Source organism: Janthinobacterium sp. PC23-8 (assembly GCF_002250505.1).
Lineage (GTDB): Bacteria > Pseudomonadota > Gammaproteobacteria > Burkholderiales > Burkholderiaceae_D > Janthinobacterium.
In genome coordinates, this window is the sequence record NZ_NJGY01000001.1 from 2,565,625 (window position 1) to 2,584,023 (window position 18,399).

Annotated in this window: 19 protein-coding genes and 1 pseudogene; 12 read left to right on the forward strand and 8 right to left on the reverse strand. The window is 60.0% G+C overall.

Annotation, left to right across the window (positions count from 1 at the left end; genetic code table 11):
- Window positions 1-2 precede the first annotated feature (2 nt).
- The 5 genes from CD932_RS11015 (at window position 3) to CD932_RS11035 (ending at window position 5,019) form a co-directional block, all read left to right on the forward strand.
- Window positions 3-548 carry a F0F1 ATP synthase subunit delta gene (locus tag CD932_RS11015; protein ID WP_094442677.1) on the forward strand — a complete coding sequence of 182 codons (546 nt, stop codon included), beginning with the start codon at window positions 3-5 and terminating at the stop codon, window positions 546-548.
- Window positions 549-626: 78 nt separating this feature from the next.
- Window positions 627-2,168, forward strand: coding sequence for a F0F1 ATP synthase subunit alpha (gene atpA, locus CD932_RS11020; protein WP_094442678.1), 1,542 nt, complete (start codon window positions 627-629; stop codon window positions 2,166-2,168).
- A gap of 62 nt (window positions 2,169-2,230) precedes the next feature.
- Window positions 2,231-3,106 (forward strand): F0F1 ATP synthase subunit gamma, encoded by an 876-nt coding sequence (atpG, locus tag CD932_RS11025; protein WP_094442679.1) that lies wholly within the window; start codon window positions 2,231-2,233, stop codon window positions 3,104-3,106.
- Between the two features lie 30 nt (window positions 3,107-3,136).
- Entirely contained in the window at window positions 3,137-4,537 is a 1,401-nt protein-coding gene (gene atpD, locus CD932_RS11030; RefSeq protein WP_065307861.1) for a F0F1 ATP synthase subunit beta, read from the forward strand.
- A gap of 62 nt (window positions 4,538-4,599) precedes the next feature.
- Window positions 4,600-5,019 carry a F0F1 ATP synthase subunit epsilon gene (locus CD932_RS11035; protein ID WP_094442680.1) on the forward strand — a complete coding sequence of 140 codons (420 nt, stop codon included), beginning with the start codon at window positions 4,600-4,602 and terminating at the stop codon, window positions 5,017-5,019.
- A 73-nt stretch (window positions 5,020-5,092) separates the two neighbouring features.
- Here CD932_RS11035 and rsgA read toward each other — a convergent pair whose 3' ends face one another.
- The 7 genes from rsgA to CD932_RS11070 all read right to left on the reverse strand — a co-directional run bounded on the left by rsgA (window position 5,093) and on the right by CD932_RS11070 (window position 10,738).
- Window positions 5,093-6,154 (reverse strand): ribosome small subunit-dependent GTPase A, encoded by a 1,062-nt coding sequence (gene rsgA / locus CD932_RS11040; RefSeq protein WP_094442681.1) that lies wholly within the window; start codon window positions 6,152-6,154, stop codon window positions 5,093-5,095.
- A 429-nt stretch (window positions 6,155-6,583) separates the two neighbouring features.
- Window positions 6,584-7,138: a hypothetical protein gene (locus CD932_RS11045; protein ID WP_094443586.1), complete on the reverse strand. Its 555-nt coding sequence runs from the start codon at window positions 7,136-7,138 to the stop codon at window positions 6,584-6,586.
- Window positions 7,139-7,203: 65 nt separating this feature from the next.
- Complete coding sequence (gene speD / locus CD932_RS11050) at window positions 7,204-7,575, reverse strand: adenosylmethionine decarboxylase (protein WP_094442682.1); 372 nt, start codon at window positions 7,573-7,575, stop codon at window positions 7,204-7,206.
- Between the two features lie 2 nt (window positions 7,576-7,577).
- Window positions 7,578-7,805 (reverse strand): hypothetical protein, encoded by a 228-nt coding sequence (locus tag CD932_RS11055; RefSeq protein WP_094442683.1) that lies wholly within the window; start codon window positions 7,803-7,805, stop codon window positions 7,578-7,580.
- Window positions 7,805-9,262: a DUF4178 domain-containing protein gene (locus CD932_RS11060; protein ID WP_094443587.1), complete on the reverse strand. Its 1,458-nt coding sequence runs from the start codon at window positions 9,260-9,262 to the stop codon at window positions 7,805-7,807. Before CD932_RS11060 ends, CD932_RS11055 begins: the two co-directional genes overlap by 1 nt.
- A 21-nt stretch (window positions 9,263-9,283) precedes the next feature.
- Window positions 9,284-10,321 (reverse strand): SPFH domain-containing protein, encoded by a 1,038-nt coding sequence (locus CD932_RS11065; RefSeq protein ID WP_094442684.1) that lies wholly within the window; start codon window positions 10,319-10,321, stop codon window positions 9,284-9,286.
- A gap of 30 nt (window positions 10,322-10,351) precedes the next feature.
- Window positions 10,352-10,738 (reverse strand): DUF350 domain-containing protein, encoded by a 387-nt coding sequence (locus CD932_RS11070; protein ID WP_094442685.1) that lies wholly within the window; start codon window positions 10,736-10,738, stop codon window positions 10,352-10,354.
- 58 nt (window positions 10,739-10,796) lie between these two features.
- Between CD932_RS11070 and CD932_RS11075 the strand changes: the two genes are divergently transcribed.
- The 7 genes and pseudogenes from CD932_RS11075 to CD932_RS11095 all read left to right on the forward strand — a co-directional run bounded on the left by CD932_RS11075 (window position 10,797) and on the right by CD932_RS11095 (window position 17,436).
- Window positions 10,797-12,308 (forward strand): polyamine aminopropyltransferase, encoded by a 1,512-nt coding sequence (locus CD932_RS11075; protein WP_094442686.1) that lies wholly within the window; start codon window positions 10,797-10,799, stop codon window positions 12,306-12,308.
- Complete coding sequence (locus CD932_RS11080) at window positions 12,308-13,939, forward strand: NAD(P)/FAD-dependent oxidoreductase (RefSeq protein ID WP_094442687.1); 1,632 nt, start codon at window positions 12,308-12,310, stop codon at window positions 13,937-13,939. Before CD932_RS11075 ends, CD932_RS11080 begins: the two co-directional genes overlap by 1 nt.
- A 225-nt stretch (window positions 13,940-14,164) precedes the next feature.
- Window positions 14,165-14,464: a hypothetical protein gene (locus tag CD932_RS11085; protein ID WP_141213227.1), complete on the forward strand. Its 300-nt coding sequence runs from the start codon at window positions 14,165-14,167 to the stop codon at window positions 14,462-14,464.
- A 181-nt stretch (window positions 14,465-14,645) separates the two neighbouring features.
- Window positions 14,646-15,761 (forward strand): annotated as a pseudogene (locus CD932_RS11090) (transposase).
- Between the two features lie 304 nt (window positions 15,762-16,065).
- Window positions 16,066-16,617, forward strand: a complete 552-nt coding sequence (locus CD932_RS28190; protein ID WP_141213228.1) for a DUF5625 family protein — start codon at window positions 16,066-16,068, stop codon at window positions 16,615-16,617.
- A gap of 72 nt (window positions 16,618-16,689) precedes the next feature.
- Window positions 16,690-16,836 (forward strand): hypothetical protein, encoded by a 147-nt coding sequence (locus tag CD932_RS28790; protein ID WP_176460818.1) that lies wholly within the window; start codon window positions 16,690-16,692, stop codon window positions 16,834-16,836.
- 69 nt (window positions 16,837-16,905) lie between these two features.
- Window positions 16,906-17,436 (forward strand): cysteine hydrolase family protein, encoded by a 531-nt coding sequence (locus tag CD932_RS11095; protein WP_094442689.1) that lies wholly within the window; start codon window positions 16,906-16,908, stop codon window positions 17,434-17,436.
- A gap of 22 nt (window positions 17,437-17,458) precedes the next feature.
- Here the strand turns inward: CD932_RS11095 and CD932_RS11100 are convergent, their stop codons facing one another.
- Complete coding sequence (locus CD932_RS11100) at window positions 17,459-18,397, reverse strand: AraC family transcriptional regulator (RefSeq protein WP_094442690.1); 939 nt, start codon at window positions 18,395-18,397, stop codon at window positions 17,459-17,461.
- Window positions 18,398-18,399: the final 2 nt, after the last annotated feature.

Genomic DNA, 18,399 nt, shown 5'->3' on the forward strand with positions numbered 1-18,399 from the left:
TCATGGCAGAACTCGCAACCGTCGCCCGTCCCTACGCGGAAGCTTTGTTCCGCGTAGCCCAAGCAGGTAAGGAGTCCAGCAACCTCGCGGCGTGGTCCGAACTGGTGTCCGAATTGGCCCAGATCGGCAGCCACCCCGAGGTACAGGCGTACGCGCGCAATCCGAAAGTTTCGGAGAGCGACGTCGCCGCCACCATCCTGTCGTTGTTGAAATCGCCGCTCAACGAAGAAGTCAAAAACTTCGTCACCCTGCTGATCGAAAATGGCCGCATCAGCCTGCTGCCGGAAATCGGCGCGCAATTCCACCAGTTGAAAAACGGTCTGGAAGGTGCGGCTGACGCCGAGATCACGAGCGCTTTCGATCTGAGCGAAGGCCAAACGGCCGAGCTGGTCGCAACGCTGGAAAAGAAATTCAGTCGCAAGCTCAACCCTGCCGTCACAGTGGATCCATCGCTGCTCGGCGGCGTGCGCGTGGTGGTTGGCGACCAGGTGCTCGACACCTCGGTGCGCGCCAAACTGCAGCAATTGCACGCCGCACTGGTGTCGTAAGACACGCGCTTCGGCAGGCCAGCTTAGACAGACCCTTACCCCTCGCGCAAGCTGAGAGAAACACTTTTAGGAGTTAGTATGCAACTCAACCCATCTGAAATCAGCGAGTTGATCAAGAGCCGGATCCAAGGTCTTGATGGCGGCGCTGAAGTGCGTAACCAAGGCACGGTCATTTCCGTTGCCGACGGTATCTGCCGCATCCACGGCCTGTCGGACGTGATGCAAGGCGAGATGCTGGAATTCCCGGGCAATACCTTTGGCCTGGCGATGAACCTGGAGCGCGACTCCGTCGGTTCCGTGATCCTGGGTGCTTACGAGCACATCTCCGAAGGCGACACGGTGAAATGCACCGGCCGCATTCTGGAAGTGCCAGTCGGTCCTGAACTGCTGGGCCGCGTGGTCAACGCGCTGGGCCAGCCGATCGACGGCAAAGGCCCAGTCGATGCGAAAATGACGGCCGCGATTGAAAAAATCGCACCGGGCGTGATCGCCCGCGAATCCGTGTCGCAACCAATGCAAACCGGCCTGAAGTCGATCGATGCGATGGTTCCGGTTGGCCGCGGCCAGCGCGAACTGATCATTGGTGACCGTCAAACCGGCAAGTCGGCCGTGGCGATTGATGCGATCATCAATCAAAAAGGCCAGGGCATGAAGTGTATCTACGTCGCGATTGGCCAGAAGGCCTCGTCGATCAAGAACATCGTGCGCTCGCTGGAACAGCACGGCGCGATGGAATACACCATCGTGGTCGCCGCTTCCGCTTCGGAATCGGCCGCCATGCAATATATTTCGCCGTACTCCGGTTGCGCCATGGGCGAATACTTCCGTGACCGCGGTGAAGATGCACTGATCGTCTACGATGATCTGTCCAAGCAAGCTGTTGCCTATCGTCAGATTTCGCTGCTGCTGCGCCGTCCACCAGGTCGCGAAGCGTACCCTGGCGACGTGTTCTACCTGCACAGCCGCCTGCTCGAACGCGCAGCCCGCGTGAACGCCGACTACGTCGAGAAGTTCACCAACGGCGCCGTCAAGGGCAAGACCGGTTCGCTGACGGCGCTGCCGATCATCGAAACCCAGGCAGGCGACGTGTCGGCCTTCGTGCCAACCAACGTGATTTCGATTACCGACGGCCAGATCTTCCTGGAAACGTCGCTGTTCAACGCCGGTATCCGTCCTGCGATTAACGCCGGTATTTCCGTATCGCGCGTCGGTGGCGCCGCCCAGACCAAGGTCATCAAAAACCTGTCCGGCGGTATCCGTACCGACCTGGCGCAGTACCGTGAGCTGGCCGCGTTTGCGCAGTTCGCCTCGGACCTGGACGAATCGACCCGCAAGCAGCTCGACCGTGGCGCCCGCGTCACGGAATTGCTCAAGCAAGCCCAGTACTCGCCACTGTCGATCTCGCTGATGGCCGTGTCGCTGTTCTCGGTGAACAAGGGCTTCATGGACGACGTGCCAGTCAAGCAAGTGCTGTCGTTTGAAGCAGGCGTCCACGCTTACATGAAAACCAAGCAAGCTGCTCTGCTGGCCAAGATCGAAGAAACCAAGCAACTCGACAAAGACAGCGAAGCAACTCTGTCGGCGGCCATTGCTGATTTCAAGAAATCCGGCGCATATTAAGCGGCCAGGCGGCGCCCGCCTCGAGTGAGGCGCCGCCCTACGCGCAGAAGGAGTAAGGACTCATGGCATCAAGCAAAGAGATACGTGGCAAGATCAAAAGCGTAGAGAATACGAAGAAGATCACCAAGGCGATGGAAATGGTCGCCGCGTCCAAAATGCGCAAGGCGCAAGACCGGATGCGGGCTGCTCGTCCCTACAGTGACAAGATTCGCAATATCGCCGCCAATCTGGCGAATGCCAATCCGGAATACACGCACCCATTCCTGGCGGCAGCGCAAGGCACGCAAGCCAAGGCAGCGGGTTTCATCGTCGTCACGACCGACAAGGGTCTGTGCGGCGGCATGAACACCAATATCTTGCGCCAGGTGACGTCCAAGTCGCGCGAGCTGGAAGTGGCCGGCAACAAGATTGAAGCAGTCGCTATCGGTAACAAGGGTTTGGGTTTTTTGAATCGCATCGGCGTCAAGGTCATCGCTCACGCGATCCAGACCGGCGACACGCCACACCTGGATAAATTGATCGGACCTGTCAAGGTCATGCTCGAAGAGTTCCAGGCTGGCAAGCTCGACGCAGTGTACCTGTGCTACACCAAATTCATCAACACGATGAAGCAGGAACCAGTGGTCGAACAGCTGCTGCCATTGACGGCTGACAAGATGGTCGCCGACAAGAGCGCACACTCGTGGGATTACATCTACGAGCCGGATGCACAAAGCATCATCGACGAATTGCTGGAGCGCTATGTAGAAGCGCTGGTGTACCAGGCAGTCGCAGAAAATCTGGCGTCCGAGCAATCGGCACGGATGGTCGCGATGAAAGCTGCAAGCGACAACGCAGGTAGTGTGATCGGCGAATTGAAGCTCGTCTACAACAAGACCCGCCAAGCTGCGATTACCAAAGAACTCTCCGAAATCGTCGCCGGTGCGGCAGCGGTTTAAACGAATTTAACTATATTTGAAGGAACGAACATGGCTGATGGCAAAATCGTTCAGTGTATCGGCGCTGTGGTGGACGTTGAGTTTCCCCGCAACGCGATGCCTAAGGTATTTGATGCCTTGAAGATGGCGGGCTCGGAACTGACCCTGGAAGTACAACAGCAGTTGGGCGACGGCATCGTCCGTACCATTGCACTCGGCTCGTCCGATGGCCTGCGTCGCGGCATGATGATCCAGAACACCGGCAAACCGATCATGGTGCCAGTTGGTAAGGCAACCCTGGGTCGCATCATGGACGTGCTGGGTAACCCGATCGACGAATGCGGTCCGGTATCGCACGAACAGATCGCCTCGATCCACCGCACCGCTCCTGCGTACGACGAACTGTCGCCATCGCAAGAACTGCTGGAAACCGGCATCAAGGTGATCGACCTGGTGTGCCCGTTTGCAAAAGGCGGTAAAGTCGGCCTGTTCGGCGGCGCCGGCGTGGGCAAGACCGTCAACATGATGGAACTGATCAACAACATCGCCAAGGCACACAGCGGCGTGTCCGTGTTTGCCGGCGTCGGTGAGCGTACTCGCGAGGGTAACGACTTCTACCACGAGATGGCTGATGCGAAAGTGGTCGATCTGGAAAATCCGGAAAACTCCAAAGTGGCGATGGTCTACGGTCAGATGAATGAACCGCCAGGCAACCGTCTGCGCGTGGCGCTGACTGGCCTGACGATCGCTGAATCGTTCCGTGATGAAGGCAAGGACGTTCTGTTCTTCGTCGACAACATCTACCGCTTCACCCTGGCCGGTACCGAAGTGTCGGCACTGCTGGGCCGTATGCCGTCGGCGGTGGGCTACCAGCCTACCCTGGCCGAAGAAATGGGCCGTCTGCAAGAGCGCATCACGTCGACCAAGACCGGTTCGATCACCTCGATCCAGGCCGTCTACGTTCCTGCCGATGATTACACCGATCCTTCGCCAGCAACCACCTTCGCCCACCTGGACTCGACCGTTGCCCTGTCGCGTGACATCGCTTCGCTGGGTATCTACCCGGCCGTCGATCCACTGGACTCGACCTCGCGCCAGCTGGACCCGCTGATCGTCGGTCAAGAGCACTACGACACTGCGCGCGCCGTGCAAACGACGCTGCAGCGCTACAAGGAACTGCGTGACATTATCGCGATTCTGGGCATGGACGAGCTGGCACCGGAAGACAAACTGCTGGTGGCCCGCGCACGTAAAATGCAGCGTTTCCTGTCGCAGCCTTTCCACGTCGCCGAAGTATTTACCGGTTCGCCAGGTAAATACGTTTCGCTGAAAGACACGATCAAAGGCTTCAAGATGATCGCGTCGGGCGAACTCGATCACCTGCCGGAACAAGCGTTCTACATGGTCGGCACGATCGACGAAGCAATCGAAAAAGCCAAGAAACTTAACTAAGTTAAGTCTGGGCCTAACCCCGCCCTTCACCGGGCGGGGTTCTTCAACCCGATAGGACACACATGGCACACACAATTCACGTTGACGTGGTTTCCGCTGAAGAATTGATTTTTTCAGGTGAAGCAGAATTCGTCGCGTTGCCGGGTGAACAAGGCGAGCTGGGCATCTACCCACGCCACACGCCCTTGATTACCCGCATCCGTCCGGGCGCGGTCCGCATCAAGGTAGTCGGCCAGGCTGAAGAAGAGTTCGTCTTCGTCGCCGGCGGCTTGCTGGAAGTGCAGCCTGACACCGTGACCGTCCTGGCCGATACCGCGATCCGCGGTCACGACCTCGACGAAGCGAAAGCGCTGGAAGCGAAGAAGCTGGCGGAAGAAAATATGCACAACAAGGATTCGGGCATCGACTACGCGCAAGCGCAAGCCGAGCTGGCCAGCGCGATTGCGCAACTGGCCGCGATCCACAAGCTGCGCAAGCATTAATTTGCACGCAGCCATGTAAAAGGCAGCCTTCGGGCTGCCTTTTTTCATGTGTGCCCGGCATGGGCGCACTCACTTATCCCCGGCGCTTGTTCCTTTCCTGGGTCGCCTTCACGATGGTTTTCCACCTGGCGCGCGCGGCAATGCGCTGCAGCGGCGTCTCGTCGTCGCGTCGTGCAGCGCGCAGCAGCTTGTGATAGTTGCGCAGGCGGTCCGCGTCGATCGCACCGCGCACCTGGCAACCTGGTTCGCTGGCATGCCGGCAATCGCGGAACTGGCAGCTTGCCGCCAGCGCGGCGATGTCGTCAAATGTGGCCGCCAGCGTCTCGGCATCGGCGTCGGCCTGCCAGCTGCGCAAGCCCGGCGTGTCGATGATGCAGGCCCCGCCAGTACACCGGTGCAGCGAGCGCGACGTCGTCGTATGCCGGCCACGGCCGTCGCCATGGCGCACGCCATTGCTTGCCTGCCGCGCCGCGCACAAGGTGTTGGTCAGGCTGGACTTGCCGGCGCCCGATGAACCGAGCAGCACCAAAGTCTGTCCCGCGCCCAGCCACGGTGCCAGGATTTGCACGTCGCCGGCATGGCGCGTATCGATGGCAAACAGAGTGAGATGAGCGGGCAGGCGCTGCCTGAGCAGGGCCAGCTTGCCGGCCACGTCATCGGCCACATCGGCCTTGCTGAGTACCACCACCGGAGCTACCTGCGCGGCCAGCACGATGGCCAGGTAGCGCTCGAGGCGGCGCGGGTTGAAGTCGGCATCGAGTCCCATCACCAGCAAGGCCGTATCGACATTGTTGGCCAGCAGCTGGCGCCGGCCGTCATTGCCGCGCCGTGCGATTTGCGTGCCTGGGGACAAGCGCGCAGTTATCCACAGCGTATCGTGACCATCGTCTTCGATAGTGATCCAGTCGCCGACCGCCAGCACGGTGTCTTGCGCCTGCAAGTCGTGCAACAGTTGCGGCAGTATCGATGCCGGGCGCTCGGCATGGCCGTCGTGCACGATAATGCTGTCACGGTGCACGGCGCTTACGCGCATCAGCTGCGCGGCGGGGGAGGAGGGTTCGAGCAGGGCGGCTGCGCTGGCGATGGCCTGCTGCAGTCCGATGGGGCGTAGTTGTTCAAAATCGATTGCGATCATGGTAGCGTGATTCCATATTCTGTCGTCCGCGTGCGGACATGTCGCCTGCGCGTGCAGGCACCGCCAGTGGGCAAGACTGGCACGAAAGAAGAGGAAAGTCGGCTACGCGATCACGCGTATGGAAAACCATCCGGCCGGGCCGGATGCGATGAAAGCAGGGCAGTGATCAGGCAGCCGACAGCACGGCAATATCCGAATGGCGCATGTTGTCTACTCCTGTGGTGTGATGTAAAACACTAAGTAAGTACCAAGAAATTATTGTGAAATTATGACGAACAGAACCGGATGCACTGCAAGGCGCCCGATGCGACGCAGTGCGAGCACTGCTAGCAGCGGGCAACGCCGCAGAGCGCCGGTTATGGAAGTCAGAAGTCACAAGAATTTATGCGTACTTGCTTAGTGTGCCAGCGGCGCGCGCCGGCGTCAACATCAGCTGCACATGCCGTAGGCCTTGCGCTCGTCAAAATAGCGATACGTAAACGTGCGCACCGGATAGCGCTTGCCGCCCACCAGCATGTCCGGCATGTTCAAGTCAAACCGCTGCGGCAGCTTGCGCGGCAGCTGCAGGCGCAGGCGCCATTGGGTGGCCTTGCTGTTGCCCACCGCCGAGAACATGATGGGCAACTGCTCGATCACGTCGACGATTTCCGCCTTCTGGTCCAGCCCGCGCTGGTAGATGGTGGTCACCGTGGCATTCGCAAATGGCGGCTTTTTCGGCTCTTCCAGCAGGAACGACAGCCTTGTAAAACTGGCTTGCGTGCCGACCGGCAAAGTAAAAATCAGTGCCAGTTCGGTGCCGCCGTCTTTCAGGGTGGTCGGCGGTGTGGCGTAGGCGGTAATGCCGCGCGGCAGCTCGAAGCGCGAGCCGTCCGTCCACGTCTTGCAGTCCGGCGTGGTGGCCTGGTACAGGCTGGGCGCCGTATAGTCGTCGCAGGCGGACACCAGCAGCAGAAAGGGCAAGGCAAGCAGGGCGGAACGGCGCATGGGGATCAACAAGTAGGGAAGCGAGCCGACAGTGTAAGCGATCGCCTGGCAATCGGCCAACCGGTTCAGGCCTGCCCTGGCGGCGCGCGGCGCGCCGTCTGCAGCGTCGAGTATCGCGCTTTCAACTCGGTGCTGATGATATCGAGCGCCAGCTGTGGGCGTGCCGTGCCGCACATAAAGATATCGACGGCGGCAAAGCCCGCTTCAGGCCAGGTATGGATCGAGATATGCGACTCGGCCAGCAGCAGCACGCCCGTCACGCCCGCTTCCTGGCCAAAGCTGTGGAAGTGGCCGTGCAATACCTGCGCGCCGGCTTCGATGGCGGCCTGGCGCAGCAGCGCCTCCAGTGCCGCGCAGTCGCGCAAGGAGGCCGCAGCGACGCCGGACAGATCGGCCAGCAGATGGGTGCCGTGTGGCAGGTAAGGGAGAGACGTCATGCTCACTTGTGGCGGCCGCCGCCGGAGGAGCCGCTGTTATAGCTGCTGCCGCCACTGGAGCCGCTACCGTAGCTGCCGCCACCGCCACCGGTGCGCGAACTCCAGCTGCTGCCGGTGCTGGCCGCAGTGGTGCCGGCGCCGCCGCTGCCGGCCACCTTGAACATGCGCACCCAGTTGGCGGCCGTGACGGAGAAGGTCACCATCAGTGCGTAGATCACGTATTTGCTCATTATGGGGTCTTGTTCTTGTCGAGGAAAACGGCGGGCACGAACAGCGCCAGGCAGCCCAGCAGGCTCCAAATCAGGGTGCTGGAAAACGAGATGAACATCGGGATCGCATTCAATACCAGCGTGATGATGATGAAGATTTTGGCCGCGCCGCGGTGGCTCATCTTGCTGTTCGAAGACGGCATGCTGCCGTGAAAAGCGGCGCCGAACCAGGCGCTCATCTGGTCGTAGGCGACCGGCACCGAGCGTGACCAGGTCATCTCTTCGCTGCTCAGTTCGGCCGCCAGTCTGGTTTGCCCCTGTTCGAATTCATAAACATGGGTGGTGTCGCCAACCGCCACCTTCCAGTTGAAGGCGCCGGCCGCATACGTCACTTGCGAGCCGTAGTCATACAGCCTGGTGTAGGTGGTGTCGTCGAGCGTGCATTTTTCGGCTTCCAGCGAGGCCCAGCTGGGCCAGTTCGGCAGCACGTTGGCGCGCGACCAGCCGTCGTCGGTTTCCACCAGCCAGAAAAAGCCGGCGATGGCGTTGTACAGCAGGTATTCGTTCCACGCGCTGCCTTCGTCGTCGGCGCGGCGCATCATGCCGATCACGGTAAAGTCGGCATTGTTGATTTTCGCGCTGGCGCCCAGCTCCAGCGTGATGTCGGCTTCGTCTTCCACTTGCCGGCCCTTGGCCAGCACCTGCGCCTCGGGGCCGCTGGCGTCGAGCTGGGCATGGCAGGACGGGCAGACCAGCTGCGCGGCGGCGCCCGGCACATACTGGATGCCGCTGCCGCAGGCAGGGCAGTCGAGCGCATCGAGCTTGCCGCGGTATTTGCCGGCGGTGCGTGCGATCGCGTCCGTGTCGCGCAGCAGCTGGCACTGCATGCCATCGAGGGTGACGGCCACGCCCTGGTACAGCACCGGCTGCGGGCCATCCGTATAGTCGAGCGTGGCGAAGCTGGCGTAGTTGCGCAAATCGGCCACCTGGATGCGCCAGCCGCTGCCGACCTTGAACGGCAGCTCGCCCTGGCCGGCGATGCACTCGCCGCTGCGCACTTCGGCCGCCGTATAGGGTTCGCCATTGATGGTGTAGCGCTGGCCCGGGCGCAGTTCGGCAAAGGCAGGCAGGGTGCCGCTGGCCTTGCGCTCGCGCGTGAGCGTGTACAGGCCGGACGAGTCGCCCAGCCACGCCGTGCTGGCGTCATCGAACAGCACATACCACTCGTTCCAGGTGCCGGCCGCGTAGCGCTGCTGGATGCGCCCGACGACCGTGAAATTGACGCCTTCGTGCACGCCTGCCGTGCCAACCTGGATCGGTGAATAATCTTCCAGCACGGCCGACATCTTGCCGATATCGCGCACCGCGTCGGCATCCTTGATGATGGTGCTGTGGCAGTACTCGCACACGGCCAGCACGGAAGCGTGCGAGCGGAAGTGGACTTCCGCGCCGCAGCTGGGACAGGAAACAGTTTGCATGCGGTCGTATTTCGCCAATATTTAGCCGATCAGTTTTTTCAGCAGTTCGGCCTTCGCGCCGTCGTAGTCGGCCGCCGAAATCAGTCCCTTGTCGAGCAGGCCCTTGAGTTTTTCCAGGCGCGCCTCGATCGGTTCTTCGGCAGGCGCGGCCGGTGCCGGTGCCGGCGCTGGTGCAGGTTGTTGCAACGCGCTTGCCATGCCCTGCGCCATCACCTGGCCAATCGACAGTCCTGCCCCCAGGCCCGCGCCGACGCCGGCCAGCCCGCCTTCGTTCTGCGCCGCCAGCGGGATCGCGTTGGCCACCTGGAACCTGGTAAAGCCGCTCATCTTGTCGGCGCCCAGGCTGCCCTTCATGCCGGCCGAGATGCGCTCGTCGAGCGCCGACTGCAATTCTTCGGGCAGGCTGATGCTGGCTACATTGAATTCATCGAGGCCCACGCCGTAGCGGATAAAAGCCTGCGCCAGGCCGTCCTTGACCTGCTGCGCCATCAGCGCCTGGTTGGCCGCCATGTCGAGGAAGGGCACGTTGGCGCCGCCCAGCGAGCTGGCCATGCTGGCCATCAGAATGCCGCGCAATTGATCTTCCACTTCGTCCCGCGTGTAGACGTCGCGCGTGCCGCTAATTTCGGTAAAGAAGGTGCGCGCGTCGGCGATGCGGTACGAGTACATGCCGAAGGCGCGTACGCGGATCATGTCGAAGTCCTTGTCGCGGATCGTGATCGGCTGCGGCGTGCCCCATTTGCGGCCCGTCTGCACGCGGGTGCTGAAGTAATACACGTCGGACTTGAAGGGCGAATCGAACAGCTTGTCCCAGTTTTTCAGGTTGGTCAGCAGGGGCAATGTTTGCGTGGTCAGCTTGTGCGTGCCGGGGCCGAATACGTCGGCGATCTTGCCTTCATTGACGAACACGGCCACCTGCGACTCGCGCACGTTCAAGATGGCGCCATTCTGGATCTCGAAATCCTGCATCGGAAAGCGCCAGGCCAGCACGCCTTCCTTCTCTTCGTTCCACTGCAGTACATCGATAAACTGCTTCTTGATAAAGCTGCCGAGGCTCATGATGGTGTCCTTGCGAAGGTGAATACGGGGTCAGGAAATGCAGGCGGCATTGATGGCACCGATCGCCAGCGCGATGGCGCCGAGCAGGCCGCCAAAGGCGGTGTTGTTCGATTCGATCTGGTCCTTCGACATGCGCAGCAGCCGCGTGGTGACCAGGTAGGCCAGCAGCTGCACCACCATCGCGCCAAAGGCCCAGGCGAAGAACTGCTGGTAGTTCGCCGTGTGCATCAGCGACGAGGCGATGGTGGCCGAAAAACCGAGCAGGGCGCCGCCCAGCGACAGCGCCGCCGCCTGATTCCCCTGGCGTATCAGCAGCACCTCGTTATAGGGCGTGACGCGCGTGTAGATGACAAAAAAAGCCATCAGCAGCACGGCGGCCAGTAAAAGGTGGAGCAGATAGTTTAGGATGTCGGGCACGGCATTCCTCGATTGAGCATTTGATAACGTGCAAGCATATTAGAACAAAACCAGCCCAATGAACAAAAAGATTCTGATTTTATCGGTGTTCGTGGTCGCCTCCTGCGGCCTGGCGTATGAGCTGATCGCCGGCGCCATGTCCAGTTATTTGCTGGGCGACTCCATCCTGCAGTTTTCCACGATTATCGGCTGCTACCTGTTTGCCATGGGGGTAGGCGCTCACTTTTCAAAGTACGTGAAAGACGGCGACGTGCTGTCGCGCTTTGTCGATATCGAACTGGCCGTCGGCCTGATCGGCGGGCTGTCGGCGGCGCTCCTGTTCATGACCTTTTCGTGGATGGCCGCGCCGTTTCGTATGCTTTTGTATGTGATGGTGTTCCTGATCGGCGCACTGGTGGGCATGGAGGTGCCGCTGGTAATGCGCGCGCTGAACACGCGGCAAACCGAATTTTCGGAACTGGTCAGCCGCGTGCTGACGTTTGACTATCTGGGTGCGCTGGCCGTCTCGCTGCTGTTCCCGCTGGTGCTGTCGCCCTACCTGGGCCTGGTACGCACGGGCTTTTTGTTCGGCATGCTCAATGTGGCCGTCGGCCTGTGGAGCATTTATGTGTTTCGCGCCGAGCTGAAAAACATGAGCGGCCAATTCCTGCGTGCCTGCGCCGTGCTGCTGCTGCTGGTGACCGGCTTTGCCATGTCCGACCGCATGGTGGAGTGGGGCGAGCATGGCCTGTTCGGCGACCAGATCGTCTATTCCACCACCACGCCCTACCAGCGCCTGGTGATCACGCGCTGGAAGGACGACACGCGCCTGTACATCAACGGCAACCTGCAGTTCTCCTCGCGCGACGAATACCGCTACCACGAAGCGCTGGTGCATCCGGTACTGGAAGCCTTGCCCTGGGCGCGCCGCGTGCTGGTGCTTGGCGGAGGCGACGGCCTGGCGCTGCGCGAGATCCTGCGCTACCCGCATATCGAACACGTTACCGTGGTCGACCTGGACCCGGCCATGACGGGCGCGTTTACCACCCGCCCTGAACTGGCCGCATTGAATCACAAATCGTTCTCGGACAAGCGCGTCACCGTCATCAACGCCGACGCCGCCGTCTGGCTGCGCAATAATCAGGATATGTTCGACGCGGCCATCGTCGACTTCCCCGATCCCTCCAGCTTCGCGCTCGGCAAGCTGTATTCGGTGCCGTTCTACGACCTGGTGAAAAAACACCTGGCGGCCAAGGGCCTGATGGTGGTGCAATCGACTTCGCCCTTCTTTGCGCCGCACGCCTACTGGACCATCGACGCCACCTTGCGCGAAGTGGGCATGCGCACCTGGCCGTATCACGCCTACGTGCCCTCGTTCGGCGAATGGGGTTTTATCCTCGCCTCGCCCCAGCTTGACTACACACCGCCCACCCGCTACCGCCTGCCGATGCGCTATTTGAATGCCGACACCACGCGCGAAATGTTCATCTTCCCGCCCGACATGCAGCGCTTGCCGATGGCGCCGAACCGTCTGAATACCCAATCGCTGGTGCATGAATTCGAGCAGGACTGGAATCGGGTGATACGCTGATGCGGCGCCGTTCCTTCATGCTGTGGGCTGCCGGCGGCACGGCGGCGCTGGCCGCTGGCGCCGGCAGCATTGCGGCGTATTTGCGCTGGCAGGAGATCACGCCGAAAGTGCTGTATCCGGGCCGGGCCGAAGGTCATTATTTGCGTAACGTTCTGCGCGAGCGCAAGGCGCTGCCACCGCCGTCGCGCACCCTCACCACCGACGTGGCCATACTTGGCTCCGGTATTGCCGGCCTGACTGCTGCCTGGCGGCTCAACAAACTCGGTCACAAAGACTTCCTGATGGTCGACGGCCCGCAGCCCTATGGCAATGCGGCCGGTGGCCATTTCGGCGACCTGGCCTATCCCACCGGTGGCCACTACCTGCCTTTGCCTTCGCCCGAATCGACCCATGTGCGCGAGATACTGTTCGACCTGGGCATTATTCAGCGCGACCCGATGGCAGAAAAACCGACCTACGACGAGCGCTATATCCTGCACGCGCCGGAAGAGCGGCTGCTGTTCAACGGCCACTGGCAGGACGGCTTTATTCCCGTCGAAGGCGTGTCGCCTGAAGAGCTGGTGCAGCACCGGCGCTTCTTTGCACAGGTGGCGCAGCTGCGCCAGGCGCGCGGCAACGACGGCAAGCGCGTGTTCGTGTTCCCGACCGTGGCCTCCTCGCAGGACCCGGCCTGGCAGGCGCTCGACACCATCACGCTCAAAACCTGGATGGAGCAGCGCGGCTATACCTCGCCTACCCTGCACTGGTACCTGAACTATTGCTGCCGCGACGACTACGGCACGCGCTACGACCAGGTCTCGGCCTGGGCCGGCCTGCATTACTATTGCAGCCGCTGGGGCCAGGCCGCCAACGCGGGCAATGGCGCCTGGCTGACCTGGCCCGGCGGCATGCAGCCGGTCGCCACCGCGCTGGAGCAGGCGTCGAAAGTAGCACGCCACGCCGGCACGGTAGTGTCGCTGACCACCACGGCGACCGGCGTCGAAGCGCTGTGCATGGAGCTGGTCGACGGCCAGCCGCGCACTTATCTCGTCCGTGCCCGCAAGGCCATCTGCGCCATGCCTCTGTATGTGGCGGCGCGCGTGGTGAAAGACATCGCCAGCTACGGCTTTGACATCAAACGCCATACACCCGCCTATGCGCCATGGATGGTGGCGAACTTTCTGTTGAAACGTTTTCCCGATGAATTGCCGCATGCGCCGCTGTGCTGGGACAACGTGGTGTACCAGGAGCCGGGCCTGGGCTACGTGGTCTCCACCCACCAGGATATCCGCGTGCGCCCGCCCGAGCAAACCGTCTTCAGCGCCTACGTCGCGCTGTCCGACCGCACGCCGGAACAGGCGCGCAAGTGGCTCGATACGGCCCCCCCCGAGGAACTGCTGGCGCTGGCCAGCGTCGACCTGAAAACGGCGTATGGCCGCGACTTTGCCAGCTGCGTCGAACGCGTCGACATCACCGTGCGCGGCCACGCCATGGCCGCGCCCTTGCCCGGCTTTCGCAGCAATGCGGGCTTGAAGGCACTGCGCGAACATGACGGCGCCATCCTGTTCGCGCATGCGGACTTGTCGGGCTTTTCCGTGTTCGAGGAGGCGGCTTGGTGGGGGGACAGGGCGGCGCGGCTGGCGGCAGTATAAATGTTGGTTTTGACCAGATCGATAAATTGAACTCTTTCGACCTCAAGCGCGCCGTTTTTACAAACCTTTCCAAAATGCAATAAAAATGGTCTATAAATTATTGACAGTGAAAGTCTTCGGATATAAATTATAAGAATAAATTTTTAAAAAATTTAGTATTTTCGAAGAAATTTATTTTGGTAATTTTTTATTTGATCAAGGCGGTATTTCAATTCTGGATATTATGTGAAAACTCAGTCTGTTGAAAAATTAAACTCGCAATATAAAGTCTTTGCAATTGTCATTTTGCCGCTTTCATACATGATGTTGCCGCTTATTTTTGGAGACAAGATAACAATCTCGCCTTTCGTATTATTTATCGTCGCCATTTTGCCGAACGTATTTTGGTTTCGGTTTTTCAAAATCGATTTCGGAGTGCAATCAGTTGTAACTTTCAGAGGGCTCGTATTACGTACTTTTGCCTCTGCAGCAGCAGCCCTTCTGATCGTGATAATTTACCGTGTGGCGTACAACATCGGTAGTTAATGTATTTTTGATAGTTTTTAGTTATTTAATAAGATATTTGAGTCAACGATCAGTATCATGAGGCTCTTGCAAAACTAGCGGAACGGATGGAAAGTGCTTGGCAGCGCAAGCGAAAAGGTGGGAGTGGGCGCCCATTTCTGGCATGATTTAGTTTCTGACGCTTAATCAAAACGCCCACACTATGAATGCCACCCAACCTGCTTTGATCATGCAACGCTGGAATGCAGTTCAATACGATGTACTGCCGGAATTGCGTGCAGAGGTGGGCGTCATGACGCCGAAACTTGAACGCGTTGTCTACGTCTTGGACTGGGCGCGTATCGAGGAGTTCGTCGGCGAATCCTGGGATGGCATTGGCCGCCCGCCGCATGTACGGGCTTGGCTGGCGAATGCTTTTGTGGCCAAGGCGGTGCTGGGCATCATCACCACCGTTGGTCTGCTCGAGCGCCTGGCCATGGACAGGACCTTGCGGCGCATTTGCGGGTTTCTGCCGTTTGCAAAGTTGCCCTCGGAGGCGACGTTTTCGCGGGCGTTTGCGCAATTCGCTGAGGAGCGGCTGGTTGAACGCGCCTAAGAAGCCATGATCGAGGAACACCTGGGCGACCAGTTGATCGGGCACATCAGCCGCGACGGCACGGCCATTGCCGCGCGCGAACGGCGTGCGGCAGCGGTCAATGCGGCACCGGCAGAGAGCAAGAAGCGTAGGCGCCCTGTCAAGCAGGCCGCACCAGCATCTGGCTCGCCGATCCGGCGTCAACTTGGCCAGGCTTTGCCCGAGATGCTCGCCGAATTGCCCACCATCTGTGACCGGGGCACCAAGTGCAACGCGCAAGGGTACAAGACCAGCTGGAACGGCTACAAGCTGCACATCGACACTGCCGATTGCGGCGTCCCCATCGCCGCGTTGCTGTGCTCGACCTCGATGCATGACAGCCGCGCCGCCGTGCTGCTGTCGCTCATCACGAAGCAACGGGTCACCAATTTGTACGATTTGATGGACGCTGCCTACTGCAGCAAAGAGTTGCATGCCCACTGCCGCGAACTGGGACATGTACCCTTGATCGACCACAATCCGCGCGGTGGTGAGAGGGAACACTTCGAGCCTGCCGATGCAGTTCGCTAATGTGAGCGTAGCGCCGCCGAGCGGACCAACGCGCACCTCAAGGACGAGTTTGGCAGCCGCAATATCATGGTCAAGGGAAACGCCAAAGTCATGAGCCATCTGATGTTCGGGCTGCTCGCACTCGGCGCCGACCAGTTGATGCGACTTCGAAGATGCCCCGACCAAACCGTTTAGATCAACCCCCGATTCCGCCCCAAGCGTCCTGGTGCGGCATCCCCACGTCCTCAACATGAGATTGACCATGATTCCGCCGCCATAACCGATCAGAATTCGCCCAGCATCACGAAAACGCGATGGGAAATCGCGCTTTCGTGATGTCGACCGGTTCTAAAAAAACGTTTTGCAATTGCTTCAATAGTAAAATTTGGATGACCTTTAAAAAAAAGATGCGGTTCTTAGGCAAGAACGACTGTGTTTTTCAAGTATTTTTTGCGCACGGCAAGGCAACGAAAATCGAAAAACTGGAGGATCGATTCACATGCTGAAATCATATAAAGTTTTGCGAATAATTAAAACTTTTTGGATGGGGACACTGTTTTTTTTTAGCATGATAGCGTGTGCTGAACAGACAAGAATATTAAAACCGCCCTTTGAAATGCCCTTTTCTTTAGATAAAGGTGATGAGGTTGCAGAATTCGAAATTCGAATCGTCGAGAAGCAAACTTATACATTTGGACTTGGGTTTCATTTTAATAGAAAGGATCCGAATGATTCGTGGCGCGTTTTACGACTTGTTGGTACGTCAACAAAGAATTCACATACGGGAGAGTATGTCGACTTGGGTGAGCCCCTCAAACTGAGGTTACAAATAAAATCAATCGGTGAGGACGGCTTATCTTTTGATTTCGATAAAAACGAATCAAAAATAGGCAACTATGCCGCTGATGGCAAGAGTTTCGACAAGAAGATAACTAATATTTTACTTGCACCAGGCACATACAAGGTGCGCCTGACCAATCTGATGGCCGCACCCGCAATGCAAGGAACTCCCATCACAATTCATCTACGCAGAGCGTATCTTGGTAAATAGGGAAAAATATGCCAACAATAACAATTAATATGGTTCGAATGGAATGGACGCCCTCTTTCAAACGGCATCGAGGTGCCCAAATACATATCGACAATCCAGCTGACGCGCGTGATCGTGGCGCACCGGCCGGAAACCATCGCCATGGCGCAGCGGGTAGTGGTGCTGCATCATGGCAAGGTGATGCAGGATGTGATGCAGGAGGTGAAAGTAGCGGCATAGCCCTGCCATGCCGCTACCAGATGGATAAGGAAAACAGCTACGATAGAACCTTATCTTGAAAGGAACACCATGCGCCATGCCTTGATTGTGATTGATTTTCAGAACGCGGTACTGAGCGAGCCGCCAGCCTGGCAGGCCGACACCATGCTCGAACGCATCGCCGGTCTGATCACCCGGGCGCGCGCCGCCGGCGTGCCGGTGATCTATGTGCAGCACGATACGGCCGATTCGGAATGGGCCGTCGGCACGCACGGCTGGCGCTTTCCAGAGCAGATCGCGCCGCAACCGCAGGACCATGTCAGCGCCAAGCACTCCTGCGATGCGTTTCGCCAGACGGGGTTGCAGCAGCACCTGGCGCAGGCCGGCATCGAGACGATTTATGTCTGCGGCTATGCGACCGAGTTTTGCATCGACACCAGCGTGCGCCGCGCGGCCAGCCTGGAACTGGCGACGGTGGTGATCAGTGACGCGCATACCACGCGCGACCGCCCGCACTTGGCCGCGCCGGCCATCGTCGAACACCATAACTGGGTATGGCGCCAGCTGCTCAATCCGGGCAATCCCGTCACCCTATGCACGGCCGATGCCGTGCCATTTTGAGAGCAGACGCGGCCGCTTCCTGCTAACTTGACGCTTCCATCTGCCCGCGCGCATAACGTGCCGGCGGCATGCCTACATGGCGGGCAAAGGCGACGCTGAAGGCGCTGGCCGAGCTGTAGCCGACCCGTCCGGCCACCGCGGCGATGCCGCCGTCTTCCTTGCGCCGCAGCAGGTCTTTGGCGCAGGCCATGCGCCAGGCGAGCAGGTATTCCATCGGTGCGACGCCGACCGCGCGGCTGAAGCGCTCGAAGAAGGCCGAGCGCGACAGCGCTGATTGTTGCGCCAGTTCGGCCACCGTCCAGGCACGCGCCATGTTGTCGTGCATGCAGCGCAGCGCGGCGGCGAGCCGGTCGTCGCCCAGGCCGCGCAGCAAGCCCGGCGCCGCCAGGTTTTCCCTGCCGTTGTCTGCATTCTTTTCCGCCGTCGAGCGCAGCGCTTCGATCAGCAGCACTTCCATCAGATGGGCCAGGATGACCTCGCGCCCGGGCCGCCGTGCGCGCGATTCGTCCATGACCAGCTGCACCAGGGTGGCCAGCCGGTGCTCGCCGCGTACATGCACCAACTGCGGCAGCAGCGACACCAGCAAGGCCGCGTCGGGCGAACCGAAAGCGCAGTGGCCGACCAGCAGCAGCACCTCCGGTGGCCCATCCGGATTGCCGAGCCGAAACTGGCCCTGCGGCAGTTCGACAGGCACGCTGTCGGTCGCTTGCGGTATGGCCGGTGCCAGGCTCGACATGGTGTAGCCCTGGGCGGCAGGGATCAGCACAAAGTCGCCTTGCCGCAGTTGTAGCGGCGCCTGTCCGTCCAGCGTCAGGCGGCAGCCTCCGTCGAGGACCACGCAGTAGAAGGGCTGGCCCGACTCCGCGCGACGGATGCGCCAGCTGCCAGCGCCACCGACGAGTTTCGAGTATCTGGCTTGCGGCTGGAGCAGGGTGACGACTTCGGCAAGCGGATCGACCATTG

Excerpts from the sequence above, each read along its gene's own strand:
- CD932_RS11075 (WP_094442686.1), top strand. The coding sequence starts at position 10,797 with ATGAACAAAAAGATTCTGATTTTATCGGTGTTCGTGGTCGCCTCCTGC.
- speD (WP_094442682.1), bottom strand. The coding sequence starts at position 7,575 with ATGACGTCTCTCCCTTACCTGCCACACGGCACCCATCTGCTGGCCGAT.
- CD932_RS11060 (WP_094443587.1), bottom strand. The coding sequence starts at position 9,262 with ATGCAAACTGTTTCCTGTCCCAGCTGCGGCGCGGAAGTCCACTTCCGC.
- CD932_RS28190 (WP_141213228.1), top strand. The coding sequence starts at position 16,066 with ATGCTGAAATCATATAAAGTTTTGCGAATAATTAAAACTTTTTGGATG.
- CD932_RS11100 (WP_094442690.1), bottom strand. The coding sequence starts at position 18,397 with ATGGTCGATCCGCTTGCCGAAGTCGTCACCCTGCTCCAGCCGCAAGCC.
- CD932_RS11015 (WP_094442677.1), top strand. The coding sequence starts at position 3 with ATGGCAGAACTCGCAACCGTCGCCCGTCCCTACGCGGAAGCTTTGTTC.
- atpA (WP_094442678.1), top strand. The coding sequence starts at position 627 with ATGCAACTCAACCCATCTGAAATCAGCGAGTTGATCAAGAGCCGGATC.
- CD932_RS11095 (WP_094442689.1), top strand. The coding sequence starts at position 16,906 with ATGCGCCATGCCTTGATTGTGATTGATTTTCAGAACGCGGTACTGAGC.
- CD932_RS11065 (WP_094442684.1), bottom strand. The coding sequence starts at position 10,321 with ATGAGCCTCGGCAGCTTTATCAAGAAGCAGTTTATCGATGTACTGCAG.
- atpD (WP_065307861.1), top strand. The coding sequence starts at position 3,137 with ATGGCTGATGGCAAAATCGTTCAGTGTATCGGCGCTGTGGTGGACGTT.
- CD932_RS11055 (WP_094442683.1), bottom strand. The coding sequence starts at position 7,805 with ATGAGCAAATACGTGATCTACGCACTGATGGTGACCTTCTCCGTCACG.
- CD932_RS11080 (WP_094442687.1), top strand. The coding sequence starts at position 12,308 with ATGCGGCGCCGTTCCTTCATGCTGTGGGCTGCCGGCGGCACGGCGGCG.
- CD932_RS11035 (WP_094442680.1), top strand. The coding sequence starts at position 4,600 with ATGGCACACACAATTCACGTTGACGTGGTTTCCGCTGAAGAATTGATT.
- atpG (WP_094442679.1), top strand. The coding sequence starts at position 2,231 with ATGGCATCAAGCAAAGAGATACGTGGCAAGATCAAAAGCGTAGAGAAT.
- CD932_RS11045 (WP_094443586.1), bottom strand. The coding sequence starts at position 7,138 with ATGCGCCGTTCCGCCCTGCTTGCCTTGCCCTTTCTGCTGCTGGTGTCC.
- rsgA (WP_094442681.1), bottom strand. The coding sequence starts at position 6,154 with ATGATCGCAATCGATTTTGAACAACTACGCCCCATCGGACTGCAGCAG.